This window comes from Cupriavidus sp. C1SS-2L, assembly GCF_057073735.1.
This window is the reverse complement of the sequence record NZ_CP172708.1, coordinates 963,706-979,901: the sequence shown is the minus strand read 5'-3', so window position 1 is coordinate 979,901 and position 16,196 is coordinate 963,706. Positions and strand designations below refer to the sequence as shown.

At 66.0% G+C, this 16,196-nt stretch carries 16 protein-coding genes; 7 read left to right on the top strand and 9 right to left on the bottom strand.

All coding sequences use genetic code 11. The features are described 5' to 3' along the window. Positions 1 to 17: 17 nt before the first annotated feature. A complete protein-coding gene (locus ACIGJG_RS04535) occupies positions 18 to 899 on the bottom strand; it encodes an AEC family transporter (protein WP_140950925.1) in 882 nt (293 codons plus the stop codon). 84 nt (positions 900 to 983) lie between these two features. Further along, positions 984 to 1,616, bottom strand: coding sequence for an oligoribonuclease (gene orn, locus ACIGJG_RS04530; protein ID WP_483672815.1), 633 nt, complete (start codon positions 1,614 to 1,616; stop codon positions 984 to 986). 195 nt (positions 1,617 to 1,811) lie between these two features. Here orn and ACIGJG_RS04525 point away from each other — a divergent pair, with 195 nt between their 5' ends. The 3 genes from ACIGJG_RS04525 to ACIGJG_RS04515 are packed head-to-tail and all read left to right on the top strand — an operon-like array spanning position 1,812 to position 4,384. Continuing rightward, the gene (locus ACIGJG_RS04525) at positions 1,812 to 3,059 is read left to right on the top strand and encodes a M48 family metallopeptidase (protein WP_140950924.1); all 1,248 of its coding nucleotides are present in this window, start codon (positions 1,812 to 1,814) and stop codon (positions 3,057 to 3,059) included. Then, positions 3,056 to 4,030, top strand: coding sequence for a ribosome small subunit-dependent GTPase A (gene rsgA / locus ACIGJG_RS04520; protein ID WP_011297089.1), 975 nt, complete (start codon positions 3,056 to 3,058; stop codon positions 4,028 to 4,030). The genes ACIGJG_RS04525 and rsgA overlap by 4 nt, the downstream gene beginning before the upstream one ends. A gap of 42 nt (positions 4,031 to 4,072) precedes the next feature. Beyond that, the gene (locus tag ACIGJG_RS04515; protein WP_011297088.1) at positions 4,073 to 4,384 is read left to right on the top strand and encodes a putative signal transducing protein; all 312 of its coding nucleotides are present in this window, start codon (positions 4,073 to 4,075) and stop codon (positions 4,382 to 4,384) included. A 7-nt stretch (positions 4,385 to 4,391) separates the two neighbouring features. Here the strand turns inward: ACIGJG_RS04515 and ACIGJG_RS04510 are convergent, their stop codons facing one another. Then, positions 4,392 to 5,387, bottom strand: coding sequence for a CobD/CbiB family protein (locus ACIGJG_RS04510; RefSeq protein WP_140950923.1), 996 nt, complete (start codon positions 5,385 to 5,387; stop codon positions 4,392 to 4,394). Between the two features lie 227 nt (positions 5,388 to 5,614). Further along, the gene (locus ACIGJG_RS04505; RefSeq protein WP_011297086.1) at positions 5,615 to 6,313 is read right to left on the bottom strand and encodes a pirin family protein; all 699 of its coding nucleotides are present in this window, start codon (positions 6,311 to 6,313) and stop codon (positions 5,615 to 5,617) included. Between the two features lie 151 nt (positions 6,314 to 6,464). Here ACIGJG_RS04505 and ACIGJG_RS04500 point away from each other — a divergent pair, with 151 nt between their 5' ends. Together ACIGJG_RS04500 and gluQRS are read left to right on the top strand one after the other, a co-directional pair. Next, complete coding sequence (locus ACIGJG_RS04500; RefSeq protein WP_041679518.1) at positions 6,465 to 7,388, top strand: LysR family transcriptional regulator; 924 nt, start codon at positions 6,465 to 6,467, stop codon at positions 7,386 to 7,388. 26 nt (positions 7,389 to 7,414) lie between these two features. Continuing rightward, positions 7,415 to 8,320 carry a tRNA glutamyl-Q(34) synthetase GluQRS gene (gluQRS, locus tag ACIGJG_RS04495; RefSeq protein ID WP_011297084.1) on the top strand — a complete coding sequence of 302 codons (906 nt, stop codon included), beginning with the start codon at positions 7,415 to 7,417 and terminating at the stop codon, positions 8,318 to 8,320. Between the two features lie 38 nt (positions 8,321 to 8,358). Here the strand turns inward: gluQRS and ACIGJG_RS04490 are convergent, their stop codons facing one another. Next, positions 8,359 to 9,852, bottom strand: a complete 1,494-nt coding sequence (locus tag ACIGJG_RS04490; protein WP_140950922.1) for a DEAD/DEAH box helicase — start codon at positions 9,850 to 9,852, stop codon at positions 8,359 to 8,361. A gap of 362 nt (positions 9,853 to 10,214) precedes the next feature. Here ACIGJG_RS04490 and ACIGJG_RS04485 point away from each other — a divergent pair, with 362 nt between their 5' ends. After that, complete coding sequence (locus tag ACIGJG_RS04485; protein ID WP_041679517.1) at positions 10,215 to 10,397, top strand: hypothetical protein; 183 nt, start codon at positions 10,215 to 10,217, stop codon at positions 10,395 to 10,397. A gap of 106 nt (positions 10,398 to 10,503) precedes the next feature. On the opposite strand, the gene ACIGJG_RS04480 is transcribed toward ACIGJG_RS04485, so the two are convergent. The 4 genes from ACIGJG_RS04480 to ACIGJG_RS04465 all read right to left on the bottom strand — a co-directional run bounded on the left by ACIGJG_RS04480 (position 10,504) and on the right by ACIGJG_RS04465 (position 15,307). Further along, positions 10,504 to 11,802 carry an MFS transporter gene (locus ACIGJG_RS04480; protein WP_011297081.1) on the bottom strand — a complete coding sequence of 433 codons (1,299 nt, stop codon included), beginning with the start codon at positions 11,800 to 11,802 and terminating at the stop codon, positions 10,504 to 10,506. 90 nt (positions 11,803 to 11,892) lie between these two features. Further along, positions 11,893 to 13,566: a urocanate hydratase gene (gene hutU / locus ACIGJG_RS04475; protein WP_483672813.1), complete on the bottom strand. Its 1,674-nt coding sequence runs from the start codon at positions 13,564 to 13,566 to the stop codon at positions 11,893 to 11,895. Positions 13,567 to 13,759: 193 nt separating this feature from the next. Then, a complete protein-coding gene (hutC, locus tag ACIGJG_RS04470) occupies positions 13,760 to 14,515 on the bottom strand; it encodes a histidine utilization repressor (RefSeq protein WP_011297079.1) in 756 nt (251 codons plus the stop codon). A 111-nt stretch (positions 14,516 to 14,626) separates the two neighbouring features. Continuing rightward, positions 14,627 to 15,307 (bottom strand): Crp/Fnr family transcriptional regulator, encoded by a 681-nt coding sequence (locus tag ACIGJG_RS04465; RefSeq protein WP_011297078.1) that lies wholly within the window; start codon positions 15,305 to 15,307, stop codon positions 14,627 to 14,629. Positions 15,308 to 15,424: 117 nt separating this feature from the next. Here ACIGJG_RS04465 and ACIGJG_RS04460 point away from each other — a divergent pair, with 117 nt between their 5' ends. Beyond that, entirely contained in the window at positions 15,425 to 16,195 is a 771-nt protein-coding gene (locus ACIGJG_RS04460) for a class II aldolase/adducin family protein (RefSeq protein ID WP_011297077.1), read from the top strand. The last annotated feature ends 1 nt before the right edge of the window (position 16,196 follow it).

Here is a 16,196-nt window from a genome sequence, read left to right as displayed (position 1 = left end):
CGGCAAGTCGCTGGGGCTCAGCGCAGCCCCAGATAGAGCCCCATCGGCACGAACAGGACGGCGGCGATATTGCCGAGCAGCACGATCGACGCCACCTGGTCCGGCTCCTGCCGGAAATGGTCGGCCACCAGGAAGTTCAGCACCGCCGGCGGCAGCGAGGCAAATACAAACAGCAGCCCGCGCTGCAGGTCGGTCATCGGCACCCAGTAAGCAAGCGGCAGCGCCACGGCAATGCCCGTGAGCGGACAAGCCACGGCCCCCACCAGCCCCATGCCCCAGTTACGCAGGCTCACGTCCTTCATGCGCACGCCCAGAGCGAACAGCATCAGCGGCACCGTCGCATCACCTAACAGCTTGATCGACTGGTAGACCGGCTCCGGCAGCGCGAACCACGGCCGCGCGAGCGACAGCCCGACGCCCGCCACCGTCGCCAATACCATCGGATTACGCGCGATCTGCGCGATCGACGCATGTCGGTTCACGATCTTCATGCCGATCGTGAAATGCATGAGGTTCGACGCCGCGAACAACGCCACCGCAGGCGCCAGTCCTGCTGGTCCAAAGGCAAAGACCGACAACGGCAAACCCATGTTGCCGCAGTTGTTGAACATCATCGGCGGCACGAAGGTGCGCGGATCGACGCGCAGCGCGCGTGCCACGAGCCACGCAAGTACGCCGGAGCCGAGCACCACGGCAATCGCGCAGGCCAGCAGCACGAGCTGGTCGGCCAGCACGAAGTCCTTGCTGACAAAGGCCGACACCACCAGCAGCGGCGCGATCACGTCCAGCGTGGCGCGGTTGATGCCCGCCATGTCCGGATGCGCCTTGCGCCCGTACAGCCACCCCACCAGGATGATCAGGATGACCGGTGTGATGACCGAGACGATGCGGGCAAACATGGGGATGGCGGGACGGAAATCGGGCGGCCTGTGCGAGACAGGCGGGCGGCGTGACCGGCCGCGGGCCGGTCCGCCGGTTCTTGTTTATTGGGCGGAGCTGTCAGCGGCCGGTTCGGCAGGTGCAGCAGATGCGGCGGGCGTAGCTGCCGTATGGCGGATAAAGTGCGTGCGGTAGTAGCGCAGTTCCTCGACCGATTCGAGAATGTCGGCGAGCGCCGTATGCAGCTGGCGCTTGACGAAACCCTTGTGGATGGCCGGCTCCCAGCGCTTGCACAGCTCCTTGAGCGTCGACACGTCAAGGTTCCGGTAGTGGAAAAAAGCTTCGAGCTTGGGCATGTAGCGCGCCATGAAGCGGCGGTCCTGGCAGATCGAGTTGCCGCACATCGGCGACTTGCTGGCCGGCACCCAGCGCTTGAGGAACGCCAGCAGCTCGGCTTCGGCCTGCTCTTCGGTCAGCGTGGAGGCCTTGACCTTGTCGATCAGGCCCGAGCGGCCATGGGTGCCCTTGTTCCAGTTGTCCATGCCGTCGAGCACGGCGTCGGACTGGTGGATCACCAGCACCGGGCCTTCGGCCAGGATGTTGAGTTCGGAGTCGGTCACGACGACCGCGACCTCGATGATGCGGTCGCTATCCGGCGACAGGCCGGTCATTTCCATGTCCAACCAGACCAGGTTGTTTTCACTCTTGACGGATTTGGCGGTGGATTGGCTTGTCATGTGGACTGCGGTGTCTGGCTCAAAGAAAAAGCGCCGCGGAAGGCCCGCGCGCGCGAACAACTTATAATTCTCGCATATCCGTCCGCCGTGGCAGCGCGCAGTGCACCTGTACCGCACATGCGCCGTCTCTGTGGATAACCTGCGCAGCGTCAGCCACATATGGTCGCCGCTGCGTCCCCGACAAGGCTTTTGCCGATGTTCACGCTTATTTTCCTCGCCGCGCTGGTCGTCATGGTGCTGACCAAGCTGTGGCTGGCGGCCCGCCAGGTCCGCTATGTTGGCCAGCACCGCAACGCCGTGCCGCCCCGCTTTGCCGATACCATCGCGCTGCCTTCGCACCAGAAGGCAGCCGATTACACCATCGCCCGCACGCGGCTGTCGATGCTCGAAGTGCTGGCCGGCGCCGCCGTACTGATCGGCTTCACCATGCTCGGCGGCCTGCAGTGGCTGAACCAGTTCTGGCTCGACATGTTCGGTCCCGGCTACGCGTACGGCGTGGCGCTGATCGCCAGCGTCGCGCTGATCGGCGGGCTGGTGGACCTGCCCTTCTCGCTGTACGGCCAGTTCGGTATCGAAGAACGCTTCGGCTTCAACAAGATGACCTTCGGCCTGTGGCTCGCCGACATGGTCAAGATGCTGCTGGTCGCGTGCGTGCTGGGACTGCCGCTGCTGCTCGCGGTGCTCTGGCTGATGGACCGCACCGGCAGCCTGTGGTGGGTGTGGACATGGCTGGTATGGATGGCGTTCAACCTGTTGCTGCTGATCGTGTTCCCGACGTTCATCGCGCCGCTGTTCAACAAGTTCGAACCGCTCACCGATGAGTCGCTGCGCCAGCGCATCGAGGCACTCATGAAGAAGTGCGGCTTCGCCAGCAAAGGCCTGTTCGTGATGGATGGCAGCAAGCGCAGCGCGCATGGCAATGCCTATTTCACGGGTTTCGGCGCGGCCAAGCGCATCGTGTTCTTCGACACGCTGCTCGCGCGCCTGTCCGGCGACGAGATCGAGGCCGTGCTGGCCCATGAGCTCGGCCACTTCAAGCGCCGCCACGTGGCCAAGCGCATTGCCGTGACGTTCGCGCTGAGCCTGGTGTTCCTGGCATTGCTCGGCTGGCTTTCGACGCGCACGTGGTTCTATACGGGGCTCGGCGTGGCGCCGAACCTTGGTGTCTCGAACAGCGCGCTGGCGCTGGTGCTGTTCTTCCTGACGCTGCCGGTGTTCACGTTCCTGCTCGGGCCGTTGTCGAGCCAGTCGTCGCGCAAGCATGAGTTTGAAGCCGATGCCTTTGCCGCCGACCAGACCAATGCGGGCCACCTGGTCTCGGCACTGGTCAAGCTGTACAAGGACAACGCCTCCACGCTGACCCCCGACCCGCTCTACAGCGCCTTCTACTACTCGCACCCGCCCGCCGCGCAGCGGATCGACCGGCTGCTGGCGCACGCATGAGCCGCACCGGACGACACCGCAATGCCGGCGGTAATTCCGGCACAGGCAAAGCCGCCGCCGAAGGCGCCCTGGTCATCGCCGCGCATGGCCGCCACTACGTGGTGGAACTGGCCGATGGAACGCACATGCACGCGTTTCCGCGCGGCAAGAAGAGCGAGACCGCCGTCGGAGACCATGTCAGCGTCGAACGCACAGCAGTCGATCAGTGCGTGATCACGGCCGCCACCGCGCGCAAGAACCTGCTGTACCGCTCGGACCAGTTCAAGTCCAAGCTGCTCGCGGCCAATATCGATCAGGTCATCATCGTGCTGGCGACCGAACCGGGCTTCTCCGAAGACCTGCTCGGGCGTGCGCTGGTGTCGGCCGAGGCGATGGAGATCCGACCGCTGATCCTGCTCAACAAGACCGACCTGCCCGATCGCCTCGATGACGCGCGTCGTCGGCTCGCCCTGTACCGGAACCTCGGCTATGACACGGTCGAGATGTCGGTGCACGGCGACCCGGCCCATGCACTGGCCGCGCTGCAGCCGCGCCTGGCCGGGCTGTCGAGCATCCTGATCGGGCAGTCGGGCATGGGCAAGTCGTCGCTGCTAAACCTGCTGATTCCGGGCGTCGAAGCGCAGACGCGCGAGATCTCGGCCAAGCTCGATTCCGGCAAGCACACCACCACGTTCACGCGGCTTTATCACCTGCCGCACGAATGGGGCAACGTCGACGGCCGGCAGGGCTACCTGATCGATTCGCCGGGCTTCCAGGAATTCGGCCTGCACCACCTGAGCGAAGGCATGCTCGAGCGCGCGTTCCCGGAGTTCCGGCCGCGCCTGACCGAATGCCGCTTCTACAACTGCCACCACATCAACGAGCCGGGCTGCGGCGTGCTTGCGGCGGTGGAGGCCGGCGGCATCGCGGAGCGCCGCCACGAGCTCTACACGCAGCTGCTGCACGAATCCAGCCAGCAAAAGCCCTGGTAGCCGTGGTAAGGTGGCTGCACCTGCATTGCCGGTGCGCTGCCGATGAAACTGCTGCTGTCCGCCACCTCGCTCGTCCACGCGGCGCATTGCCGGAACGTGCTGCGGGCCGCGGGCATCCGTGCGGAGCTGCGCAATACGTGGCTCGCAGGCGCGATCGGCGAAATCCCGTTCCGCGAAAGCGCGCCGCAGGTCTGGATTCTCGATGACAACATGGAAGCGCAGGCCTGGGCTGCGCTGAAGGCGGCGGCGGAACCGCCGCCGGGACCGTACTGGCAGTGTGGTCACTGCCACGAATGGCACGAGCCGCAATTCGGCGCCTGCTGGCGCTGCGGCACTGCCAGGGACCAAAACTAGACGCCGCTCAGCCTACCCACAGCGCCAGCGACAGCATCGCCAGCAGCAGCATCCACAGCACGACCGCGCGCCACACCAGCCCCACCGCCGACTGCAGCGTGCGGACATTCGGTTCGAAACCAAACTCGGGCGCCGACGGTTCAGGGCCGCTGTCGTCTTCCATGCCGGGCGCATAGTCGATCGCCGGGCCCGCCGCCATGCTGGTGCGCAGCACGACGCTGGAATCATCCTCGGGCAGCGGCGCGCCCAGCCGCACACCCAGCGCCCCGCCGCCGCTTGCGAGCAGGATGCCGTTGACGGCGTCGTTCCACTTGCGCGCATGGTTGCGCCACGCATACACGGCATCCTCGAAATTGCCGACGATGGCAAAGCCGATCGCCGTCAGGCGCGAAGGCACCCAGTCGAGCAGGTAAAACGCCCGCGCAGCAAAGCGGCCCAACGCGGGGCTGCGCTCGGCCGACGGCAGGTTCCACTGGCGACTCAGGAATTCGGCTGCGCGGTACAGCACCACGCCACCGGGACCGATCGGCACCAGGAACCAGAAGAACACGCCGAACACGTGGCGATGCACGGCCACGATCGCGGCTTCGAGCGTGTGGCGCACGATCTCGGTCACCGGCATCTCGATCGTGTCGATGCCGGTCCACTCATGCAGCAGCGCGCGCGCGGCGAGCAGGTCGTCGCGGTTCAGCGCCTCGTGGATATCCGTGAAATAGTGGCTGAACTGGCGAAATCCCAGCGTCATGTAGAGCACCAGCACGTTCCACGCAAGGGTCAGTGCGATGCTGATCGACGCGAGCAGGTAGTGCACCACCATCACGGCAAGCGTAAGCGGCAACACCACCGTGAGCCAGGCCAGCGCCGCGTCGCGCGGGCGGCCGGTATCGAACGCGTGCTCGGCGCGGTCACCGAGCGCACGCACGATCTCGTGGATCGGGTTGTTGCGGCCCAGGGCGCGGAACTGCTCAGCGATCAGCGCCAGGAGAACAGATACAAAGGTCATCTCGATGCTGGGTGACGAATGGCCCGGTAACGCACGGGCCGGTAACGGGGGCGGCAACCAGCGGGCGATGTGCCGGGCCGGTCGCAAATGCATAGCAAGAAGATAGCACAGCGGTACTTGCTGGACGACCGCACCGCGGCAAAAGACAGAAAGCCCGCCGGCATACGCCGGCGGGCTTTCATCAGGCCAAGGCGCGGTAACTGCTACCGCGCGCGATTGCCTGTGGATCAGGACAGGTCAAACACCAGCACTTCAGCGCCTTCTCCCTGCGTCAGCGCTACGGCATCCACGGACTCGAGCTTGGCCGCATCGCCGGCCTCCAGCGGCTTGCCATTGACCACGACCCGGCCGCGTGCCACGTGCACATAGGCACGACGTCCCGGAGCCAGCGCCAGCGTGGCGGACTCGTCACCGTCGAACAGGCCGGCATACAGGCGCACGTCCTGATGCACCACGACCGAACCGTCGGCGCCGTCGCTGCTCGCCACCAGGCGCAGGCGGCCACGCTTGTCGGCTGCCTCGAAGCGCTTTTCCTCATAGCCGGGTTCGATGCCGGTGCGGTCCGGCATGATCCAGATCTGCAGGAAGTGCGTGGTGTCGTGCGCGGCATGGTTGTACTCCGAATGCCGCACGCCGGTACCGGCGCTCATGCGCTGCACATCGCCCGGGCGGATCACGCTGCCGTTGCCCATGCTGTCCTTGTGCGCAAGCTCGCCTTCCAGCACGTAGCTGATGATTTCCATGTCGCGATGGCCATGGGTGCCGAAACCCATGCCCGGCGCGACCCGGTCCTCATTGATCACGCGCAGCGGCCCGAACTGGATGTGCTGCGGATCGTAGTAGTCGGCAAAGGAGAACGAGTGATACGACTTCAGCCAGCCATGATCTGCGTAACCGCGTTCTTCAGACTTTCTGATTTCAATCATTTTGATGGCCCTCCTTGTGACCCTGGATTACCAGTACCAAGCGGCAGAGTGCTGTGGGACTGGGCGTTTGCTTACGATGCTAGGAAGTTTAGGCGCAGTGGCGTATATTAAACGGCATCGCCTTAGAAGCACTCGTTCAGAATTTCTGAATATGCCACTCTCCCTCGAATCCCTCGAAGTCCTGGACGCCATCGAGCGCAAGGGAAGCTTCGCCGCCGCCGCCCACGAGATGGGCAAAGTGCCGTCGGCACTGACCTACGTCGTACGCAAACTCGAAGAGGACCTCGACGTCCTGCTGTTCGACCGGCGCCGGCACCGCGCAGAACTCACGCCGGCGGGCCGTGCGCTGCTCGACGAAGGCCGCCATCTGCTGCACGCCGCGGATGACCTGGCGCGCCGCGTGAAGCGCCTGGCCACCGGATGGGAAGCCACGCTCACGATCGTGGTCGACGACCTGATCAACTTCCGCGCGCTGCTGCCCGTCGTCCAGGACTTCTACGCCGAGAACACGGCCACGCGTCTGCGCTTCGCCAAGGAAGTGCTCGGCGGCTCGTGGGACGCACTGGTCAGCAACCGTGCCGACCTGGTGATCGGCGGCGCCTATGACGCGCCGAGCACGCAGGGCTTCCAGATCCGGGCGCTGGGCAGCATGCCGTTCGTCTTCGCCGTGGCCGCGCATCACCCGCTCGCGACCGAAGAAGGACCGCTGACCACCATCCAGATCGCCAGGCACCGGATCGTGGCCGTGGGCGACACCTCGCGCAACCTGCCCGCGCGAACGCATGGTGTGCTAGCCGGCCAGGACGTGCTGGTCGTGCCGACCATGCGCGACAAGCTCGAAGCGCAGATCCGCGGCCTTGGCTGCGGCTGGCTGCCGGCGCCTATGGCACAGCCCCATATCGAGAGCGGCGTGCTGCAGGCCCGCGAGACCGTCGAGGTGCGCGCACCCGGCAACTTCAAGGTGGCCTGGCGCACCAGCAATCGCGGCAAGGCGCTGCAATGGTGGGCCGACAAGCTGGAAGACCCGCGACTCGCACAGGCGCTGCTGCAGCAGCAACCCGAGCTGGGCGGTTAAGGCGCGACTGAGCGGGAAATACACGCATGACAGTATCCGCCGGCCGCTACCGCGGCCGCTTCGCCCCCTCGCCCACCGGTCCGCTGCACATGGGTTCGCTGGTGACCGCGCTGGCCACGTGGCTGGATGCGCGCGCGCATGGCGGCCAGTGGCTGGTACGGATCGAGGACATCGACTATCCGCGCTGCGTGCGCGGTGCCGACATTGAGATTCTGGAGACGCTGGAACGGCTGGGACTCGTGCCCGACGAACCGCCGGTCTGGCAAAGCCGGCGAGAGGCGCTATACGCCGACGCGCTGCATCGGCTGGATGCGGCAGGCCAGCTCTACCCGTGCGGCTGCTCGCGCAAGGAGATTGCCGATTCGCTGCTGCATGTGCGCGAACGGCACCAGACGCTCGGCTATCCGGGTACATGCCGCCACGGGCTCAATGGCAAGTTGCCCCGCGCGTGGCGCGTGCGCGTGCCGGACGGACCGGCCGCCACCATCTGCTTCGATGACCGCTGGCAGGGCCGGCAATGCCAGGACCTGGAAACGGAAGTGGGCGACTTCGTACTGCGCCGCGCCGACGGGCTATGGGCGTACCAGCTGGCGGTGGTGGTCGACGACGGCCTGCAGGGCATCACGCACATCGTGCGCGGCGCCGATCTGCTCGACTCCACGCCACGCCAGATTCACCTGCAACACCTGCTCGGATTGCCGACGCCCAGCTATTTGCACGTGCCTGTGGTCGTCAACGCGATCGGCGAAAAATTGAGCAAACAGAGTGGCGCGCAGGCGATCGACACCAATGCGCCACTCGATGCGTTGCGAGCGGCCGGGGATCACCTCGGGCTACGGAATGACGGGAACGATGTGAAGGCGTGGCTCGAACGCGCCACCGGGGACTGGCTGCAGCGCCTGGCGACGCTGCCCGCCGCGGCCGGGCGCTGATTCACAGCCCGGCTTCACGGCATTTCACTAAAGGACGATCAGGACTTGCGCGGCGCGCCGCCGAGCAATGCGGCAACCGGCCGCTTGGGCGCCTGGCGGCCACGCGACAGGGCCGCGGCAATCATTTCGTCGGCGGGCTTGGCCGAGGCGCTGTTCGGGCTGGGCTCGTACGGACGCGAGAAGAATGGGTCGTCCGACGGGCGGAACGCGGAGCGCGAACCGCCGTGGTCGTGGCGGCGACGGCGGTCTTCCCCCTCACCGTCACCATTGCCGCGCGCACGGCGCACGTCGGTGCGCTGACGGCGACGATCAGAGTCTTCCTGGCGGGCCTTTTCGCCGGTCGGGTCAAAGCCTTCGAGCGTACCGCGCGGCACGCTTCGCTTGATCAGCTTCTCGATATCGGTCAGCAGGCGTTCGTCGCCCGGCACGAAGATCGACAGCGCGTCACCGCTGGCGCCGGCGCGGCCGGTACGGCCGATGCGGTGCACGTAGTCTTCGGCGCTGAACGGCAGGTCGAAGTTGATCACGCACGGCATGTCGGCGATGTCGAGGCCGCGTGCGGCCACGTCAGTGGCGACGAGTGCGTCGATGGTGCCGTTCTTGAAACCTTCGAGCGTCTGCATGCGCTCGGTCTGCGTCTTGTCGCCGTGGATCGCGGCAGCGTTGATGCCTTCGCGTTCCAGGTGACGCGCCAGGCGCGAGCAGCCAATCTTGCTGTTGACGAACACGATGCACTGTTTCGACAGGCCCTGCTCCGCACGCTGGCGCAGCAGGTGCACCACGGCGGCCTGCTTCTGGCCGTCTTCCACCTGGTACACCATCTGGCGCACGTTTTCGTTGGTGGAGTTGCTGCGCGCCACTTCGATCGTGACCGGCTGCTTCAGGTAGCTGGCGGCCAGGCGCTTGATCTCGGGCGAGAACGTGGCCGAGAACAGCAGCGTCTGGCGCTGCGCCGGCAGCAGGTTGATGATGCGCTGCAGGTCCGGCAGGAAGCCCATGTCGAGCATGCGGTCGGCCTCGTCCAGCACCAGCATCTGCACCTGCGACAGGTTCACCGACTTCTGCTGCACGTGGTCGAGCAGGCGGCCCGGCGTGGCCACAAGGATTTCCACGCCACGGCGCAGCGCGTCGGTCTGCGGGTTCATGTCCACGCCGCCGAACACCACCGTGCTGCGCAGGTCAGTGTGCTTGGCGTAGCGGGCGACGTTGTCATAGACCTGGTCGGCCAGTTCGCGCGTAGGCGTGAGCATCAGCGCACGCACCGGGTGGCGCGCCGGCGAGGCGCTGGCGCTCGCCATCGGCAACAGGCGCTGGATGATCGGCAGCGCGAAACCGGCGGTCTTGCCGGTGCCGGTCTGTGCCGCGCCCATCACGTCCTTGCCGAGCAGCACCACCGGAATGGCCTGCGCCTGGATCGGCGTGGGCTTGGTGTAGCCTTGTTCGGACAGCGCGCGCAGGATGCGCGCGTCCAGGCCGAAGCTCTCGAACGTCTGCTCGGCTGCGTTCTGGTCAGGTAGGGTCGTAGTTGTCATGGTATCGGGGTGTGGCGGGAGGCGAACCCGGCACAAACGGATACGCGTCTGGAACTCATCTCGCCTTGCTGGAGGCCAGATCCGGCGCGGATCCTGGCACGGCAATGCCTTTGACGGCATTTGCCTAAGCGAATCAAAGACTTAGATTCTAGCATTTCTGCCGCCGTACTGAAACAGGTCGGCAAGGCGGCACTGCGCACAGCAGGGTTGCACAGTTCAGTATCGGTGTCACGGATTTCAACAACGTGTCACATGAGGCTGCGATGATGTGCGCACCAGTCCGCCAGCCATGGCAACCCGCGATGGCTGTTCCGGGCGCTTGCCACCTACACGGCAACACACCGAACTCTTACCACCGAACAATGGATCTGGACTTCCTTCGCCAGGCGCGTGACCGCTTCCTGATGACTTCCACCGCCTTCCTCGGCCTGGCTGGCACGCCGGCCCAGGCCGCGCTGCCGGCCAGCGCCGCCAGCCAGCCGGAACGCAGCCCGCAACTGCCGGCCTGGCCGTTCGCGCACCAGGCGCTGCCGACAGCAGCCTGAGCGACAGGCAGGAGGCCAGGACCGCTGGGGTAACTTGCAGGCGCGCTGAGCGGCTGGTCCCGCGCTAATGCATAGGCGTGCCTGCCAGCAAACGCTACCGCAGCGATTATTTCAGGCGACGCCCCAGCGTCTCGGGCACCAGCGCCAGACCGACCAGCGACACCAGACCGCAACCGATCACGTAGAGCGCCGGTGCATTGGCATCACCAGTGATCTGGATCAGACGCGTCGAGAAATACTGCGCAAAGCCGCCGAAGATGGCAATCGCCACGCAATACGCGATCGACAAGCCGGTGGCGCGCAGACGCTTCGGCAGCACCTCGCTGACCAGCACCATCGACGCGGGCGAGGTCATCGACATCGGCACCGACAGGCAGGCCACCACGACCAGCAGACGCGCCAGCGAAGGCTCGGCGTTGATCAGCACGAAGGCCGGGTACACCATCACCAGCAGCGCGACGCGCGACCACAGCACCACTGTCTTGCGGCCGACGCGGTCGGCCAGCCAGCCGGCGAACGGCGACAGCACCACCTGCACCGCCGACGCGATGCAGCCTGCCCAGATGCCCAGCGACAGCGGCATCTTCAGCACGCTCACGGCGTAGTTGCTGAGGTAGTAGATAACGATATAGGTCGACGAGGCCAGACCGATCATCAGCAGGACGCTTGCGAGCACTTCGCGTGCATGCTGGCGCAGCAGCGGCCATTGCGCAGCGTGTTCGCCTCGGTGCAAAGGCTCTGCAGTTTCTTCCAGCCGACGACGGATCAACAGGCCTACCGGAATGACCAGAATGCCGATCAGGAACGCAAGGCGCCAGCCCCACGATTCCAGCTCGGCCGGGGCCAGCACATTGCTGAGCACCAGGCCCGTGATCGCCCCCATCAGCGCCGCCAGGCCCTGGCTGAACGGCTGCCACGCGGTATAGAAGCCGCGCGTACGGTCATCGGCGTACTCAAGCAGCAGCGCGGTCGATGCGCCCATCTCGCCGCCAATGGCAAAGCCCTGCACCAGCCGCGCGATCACCACCATGGCCGGCGCGAAGATGCCGATTTGCGCATACGACGGCGTCACCACGAAAATCAGCGAGCTCAGGCCCATCAGCCACAGTGTTAGCGCCACGGCCGGCTTGCGCCCGGCGCGGTCGGCGTACATGCCGATCAGCAAGCCGCCGAGCGGACGCATCAGGAAGCCGACGCCGAACGTGGCGAACGACATCAGCAGCTGGCCGGTCGGGTTGTCGACCGGGAAATACAGCCGACCGATCAGCGTGGCAAAGAAGCTGTAGACGACGAAATCGTAGAACTCCAGGCCGTTGCCGATGGTGATGGCGGCAATGGCGCGCGCGCGGGACAGCTGCGGCTGCGGCGCCGCGATCGCCGCGCCGGCGGTGGTGTCGATGGACATGGGTGTCTCCGTGAATGGGATAGCAGCGACCGGGCGCACGCGAGGTAACCCGGTCATCAGTACGGCTCTTGCGGCCGGCTCGGTCGCGCTTTACTTGCGCAGCATCGGCAGGTCCAGGCCCTGCTCTTGCGCGCAGTCGATGGCGATCTGGTAGCCAGCATCGGCATGGCGCATCACGCCGGTGGCAGGATCGTTGTTCAGCACGCGGGCAATGCGCGCGGCGGCTTCATCGGTGCCGTCGCAGACGATCACCACGCCCGAATGCTGCGAGAAGCCCATGCCGACACCACCACCGTGGTGCAGGCTCACCCAGGTCGCGCCGCTCGCGGTGTTGAGCAGCGCATTGAGCAGCGGCCAGTCGGAGACGGCGTCCGAGCCGTCCTGCATGGATTCCGTCTCGCGGTTCGGGCTCGCGACCGAACCGGAGTCGAGGTGATCACGACCGATCACGATCGGTGCCGACAGCTCGCCGCTGCGCACCATCTCGTTGAATGCGAGACCCAGCTTCGCACGCAGGCCCAGCCCGACCCAGCAGATCCGCGCCGGCAGGCCCTGGAAGCTGATGCGCTCGCGCGCCATGTCGAGCCAGCGGTGCAGGTGCTCGTCGTCGGGAATCAGTTCCTTGACCTTGGCGTCGGTCTTGTAGATGTCCTGCGGGTCGCCCGACAGCGCAGCCCAGCGGAACGGGCCGATGCCGCGGCAGAATAGCGGGCGGATATAGGCCGGCACGAAACCCGGGAAATCGAAGGCGTTGTCGACGCCCTCTTCCTTGGCCATCTGGCGGATGTTGTTGCCGTAGTCGAAGGTCGGCACGCCCCTCTTCTGGAAGTCCAGCATGGCCTTCACGTGGGCGGCCATCGACGCCTTGGCGGCCTTCACCACCACGGCCGGCTCGCGCTGCGCGCGCTCGCGGTATTCGTCCCAGCCCCAGCCCGCCGGCAGGTAGCCGTTGAGCGGGTCATGCGCGCTGGTCTGGTCGGTGACCATGTCCGGACGCACGCCACGGCGCACGAGTTCGGGCAGCACTTCGGCGGCGTTGGCGCACAGCGCGATCGAGATCGCCTTGCCTTGCGAGGTATAGCGGTCGATGCGGGCCAGCGCGTCGTCCAGGTCCGTGGCCTGTTCGTCGACATAGCGCGTCTTCAGCCGGAAATCGATGCGGCTCTGCTGGCATTCGATATTCAGCGAGCACGCGCCGGCCAGCGTCGCGGCCAGCGGCTGCGCGCCGCCCATGCCACCGAGGCCCGCGGTCAGCACCCAGCGGCCCTTGAGGCTGCCACCGTAATGCTGGCGGCCCGCCTCGACGAAGGTTTCATACGTGCCCTGCACGATGCCCTGGCTGCCGATGTAGATCCACGAACCGGCGGTCATCTGGCCGTACATGGCCAGGCCCTTGGCGTCGAGTTCGTTGAAGTGTTCCCAATTAGCCCAGTGCGGCACCAGGTTGGAATTGGCGATCAGCACGCGCGGCGCGTCGCGGTGCGTGCGGAAAACGCCAACCGGCTTGCCCGACTGCACCAGCAGCGTCTCGTCATCTTCCAGGCGGGTCAGCACCTCGACGATGCGGTCATAGCATTCCCAGTTGCGCGCGGCGCGGCCGATGCCGCCGTAGACCACCAGTTCCTTCGGGTTCTCCGCGACCTCGGGATCGAGGTTGTTCATCAGCATGCGCAGCGGCGCCTCGGTCAGCCAGCTCTTGGCCGTCAGCTTGTTGCCACGCGGGGCACGGATCTCGACATCGCGGAAACGGGGGTTCTCACTCACGGCACAACTCCTTCGGAATTTCGGAACAACTGGCCCACGGCACGGCCGGGAAACGTCATCTGATAGGGGTGTATAGTGTTGTATATACAAGCATAGATGTATTGGGGTATTCCCGAGGACTAGCAGAGATCTATGCCTGGAAGTGACTGCGCCCGGACTTGGCCGGGCGCGAGGGTCGACTAGTAACGCGGGGTCAGGAAGTGAAGCGCCCTTCCAGCCGATGCATCGAGCCTGGATGCAGCAGGCGCACTGATGTCACGACGCGGTTGCCCGACCATGTGCGCCGGCGGATCAGCAGGCATGGCTCGCCGCGATCGATCTGCAGCAGCGCGCATTCGTCGGGCGTGGCCAGAACGGCTTCGACCACGTGCTCGCCCTCCGTCAGCGGTGCCACGCGTGACAGGTATTCGTAAGGCGTCTGGCGCGTGAAGTCCTGCTCGAGGTAATCGGCCGCGACAGTCGGGTTGACGTAGCGGTCCTCTAGCTGGATCGGCACATCGTCCTCGTAGTGCACGATCACCGTGTGGAACACGCGCTGGCTCTCGCCCACGTCTAGCGCGGCCGCACGCGCGGCGCCCGCGACCTCCTCGCTGCTCTTGACCACCCTGGCATGGTGGCGGCGGCCGCGCGCCGCGATTTCCTCGGCGATGTTATTGACCGCATACAGCGCGGAGTTGCGCTTGGGCTCCGCGACGAAAGTGCCCACGCCTTGCATGCGCACCAGCATGCCGTCGGCAGTCAGCTCGCGCAGCGCGCGGTTGACCGTCATGCGGCTCACGCCGAGTTCTTCGACAAGCTCGGTTTCGGACGGCACGCGGTGATGCGGCGGCCAGCTGCCATCGGCAATCTTGCTGCTGATGAACTGCTTGACGCGCGCATAGAGCGGTGCTGGCAACGTGTCGGACAGCCCGGCGGTGGGCTGGCCCGGCTGTGCGGTGGCTTGAGACAAAACTGTTTCCCGTTGAGGCTGGCGCCGCCGGCAATCCTGCCGCGGCGCCCGCTGGACTTGTATAGGGCGGTGTTTACATCATCGGCGAATGTACCACGCGGCGCACCCCGCTCAACCGGTCGCCAGCTTCCTGAGTGCCGCGGGCTGCAGCAGTTCCACCTGCCGGTAGTGGCGGCGTATCCAGCCCGCCTCTTCCCACGCCTGCAGATACTTGGCCACGGTCTGGCGCGAACGGTTGACCATGTCGCCGAGGTCTTCGGCCGACACGCGCACCACGTGGTCGGTGCGGTCGGCCAGTTCCAGCAGCCGCGCAGCCATGCGCGCATCGACAGGCGCCTGCTGCGCATGCTCGGTATGGTCGAACGCCACGCGCAGCCGTGCGCACATCTGCTGCACGATCAGGTGCATGCCTTCCGGATGCGCTACCAAGATGCGGTCGAAGTCGCGGCGGCCCAGCACCAGCAGTTCAGTGCTGCCGACGGCAAACGCGTCATGCGTGCGCGGCTTGCCGTCGAGCAGCGAAATCTCGCCGAACCACCGGCCGCGCCCGATCACCGAATAGACTGATTCGCGCCCGCTCGCGCTGACGCGGCTCATGCGCACGCGCCCCGCCAGCACCATGCAGAAATACGTAGGCGGATCGCCGCGCGCAAAGATCATGTCGCCGTCACCGAAGCGCTGGCGACGCGCCGCCTTCTGCACGGCATCGAGCACGCGGGCTGGCGCATTGCGCAGCCACCCTGTCGTGATCACGCTGCGCGGCAGCGCCTTGCCGGAATCCACGGCTTTCACATCACCCCTCCCGCTGGCCAAAGCGAGATTGTCCAATACTTAACAGACTTGCGCAGGCACGCGGGCGCAGAATGCCACCGCACTCACGATACAGAACACACCCCCGGAGGCATTCACATGGCGCAAGTACAACTCGTCGATTCCGTCAGGACCCGCGTTTCCGAGGCGGAATGGCAGATGCGCGTCGACCTGGCGGCGGCCTATCGCCTGGTCGCGCATTTCGGCTGGGACGACTTGATCTTCACGCACATCTCGGCACGCGTGCCCGGCGCGCCGGACCAGTTCCTGATCAATCCGTACGGCATGCTGTTCGACGAGATCACGGCGTCGAGCCTGGTCAAGGTCGACCATCACGGCGAGCCCGTGCTCGACACGCCGTACGACGTGAACCCGGCCGGCTTCATCATTCACAGCGCCGTGCATGAAGCCCGCCCGGAAATCGCTTGCGTCATGCATACGCACACGCCGTACGGCGTGGCGGTGTCGGCCCAACAGGCCGGCCTGCTGCCGCTCTCGCAACAGGCCATGTTCGCGCGCATGGGCCTGGCCTATCACGACTACGAAGGCGTGGCGCTGCGCGAGGACGAGAAGGCTCGCCTGGTCGCCGACCTCGGCCGCAGCAAGCAAATGATCCTGCGCAACCATGGCCTGCTGACCTGCGGCCGCGCGGTGTCCGACGCGTTCCTGACGATGTACACGCTGGAGTCGGCCTGCCGCATCCAGATCCTCGCGCAGAGCGGTGGCTCGGCGCTGACCACGGTGCCGGAATCCGCCAGCGCCGACGTCGGCGAACAAGCGCGCCAGGCGACCAAGGGCAAGGGCTCGGGCCTCGCATGGCCGGCGCTGCTGCGTCGCCTGGATCGTATTCAACCCGACTTCCGGAACTGAC

Bases quoted from the DNA above. Each gene is read 5' to 3' on its own strand.
- rsgA (WP_011297089.1), top strand. From the start codon at position 3,056: ATGAGCCGCACCGGACGACACCGCAATGCCGGCGGTAATTCCGGCACA.
- ACIGJG_RS04480 (WP_011297081.1), bottom strand. From the start codon at position 11,802: ATGTCCATCGACACCACCGCCGGCGCGGCGATCGCGGCGCCGCAGCCG.
- ACIGJG_RS04500 (WP_041679518.1), top strand. From the start codon at position 6,465: ATGCCACTCTCCCTCGAATCCCTCGAAGTCCTGGACGCCATCGAGCGC.
- orn (WP_483672815.1), bottom strand. From the start codon at position 1,616: ATGACAAGCCAATCCACCGCCAAATCCGTCAAGAGTGAAAACAACCTG.
- ACIGJG_RS04525 (WP_140950924.1), top strand. From the start codon at position 1,812: ATGTTCACGCTTATTTTCCTCGCCGCGCTGGTCGTCATGGTGCTGACC.
- gluQRS (WP_011297084.1), top strand. From the start codon at position 7,415: ATGACAGTATCCGCCGGCCGCTACCGCGGCCGCTTCGCCCCCTCGCCC.
- ACIGJG_RS04535 (WP_140950925.1), bottom strand. From the start codon at position 899: ATGTTTGCCCGCATCGTCTCGGTCATCACACCGGTCATCCTGATCATC.
- ACIGJG_RS04485 (WP_041679517.1), top strand. From the start codon at position 10,215: ATGGATCTGGACTTCCTTCGCCAGGCGCGTGACCGCTTCCTGATGACT.
- ACIGJG_RS04505 (WP_011297086.1), bottom strand. From the start codon at position 6,313: ATGATTGAAATCAGAAAGTCTGAAGAACGCGGTTACGCAGATCATGGC.
- ACIGJG_RS04490 (WP_140950922.1), bottom strand. From the start codon at position 9,852: ATGACAACTACGACCCTACCTGACCAGAACGCAGCCGAGCAGACGTTC.
- ACIGJG_RS04460 (WP_011297077.1), top strand. From the start codon at position 15,425: ATGGCGCAAGTACAACTCGTCGATTCCGTCAGGACCCGCGTTTCCGAG.
- ACIGJG_RS04515 (WP_011297088.1), top strand. From the start codon at position 4,073: ATGAAACTGCTGCTGTCCGCCACCTCGCTCGTCCACGCGGCGCATTGC.
- ACIGJG_RS04510 (WP_140950923.1), bottom strand. From the start codon at position 5,387: ATGACCTTTGTATCTGTTCTCCTGGCGCTGATCGCTGAGCAGTTCCGC.